Source organism: Staphylococcus lugdunensis, assembly GCF_002901705.1.
GTDB classification, from domain to species: Bacteria; Bacillota; Bacilli; order Staphylococcales; family Staphylococcaceae; genus Staphylococcus; species Staphylococcus lugdunensis.
Genome location: NZ_PPPV01000017.1, coordinates 1 through 287, shown reverse-complemented (window position 1 = coordinate 287; position 287 = coordinate 1). Strand labels below are relative to the sequence as shown.

The 287-nt window shown below is 44.6% G+C and carries 2 tRNA genes; both read left to right on the top strand.

The window, feature by feature from the left end:
- Positions 1 to 68: 68 nt before the first annotated feature.
- Positions 69 to 145: transfer RNA gene (locus CD041_RS11550), tRNA-Ile, on the top strand.
- 9 nt (positions 146 to 154) lie between these two features.
- Positions 155 to 230, top strand: a tRNA-Ala gene (locus CD041_RS11545).
- Positions 231 to 287 lie beyond the last annotated feature (57 nt).

Genomic DNA, 287 nt, shown 5'->3' with positions numbered 1-287 from the left:
TTCTACGAAGATGCGGAATAGCGTGACATATTGTATTCAGTTTTGAATGTTTATATTCAATTTTTAATGGGCCTATAGCTCAGCTGGTTAGAGCGCACGCCTGATAAGCGTGAGGTCGGTGGTTCGAGTCCACTTAGGCCCACCATTAAAAATTGGGGGCTTAGCTCAGCTGGGAGAGCGCCTGCTTTGCACGCAGGAGGTCAGCGGTTCGATCCCGCTAGTCTCCACCATTATTTGTACATTGAAAACTAGATAAGTAAGTAAATTAGATTTTACCAAGCAAAACC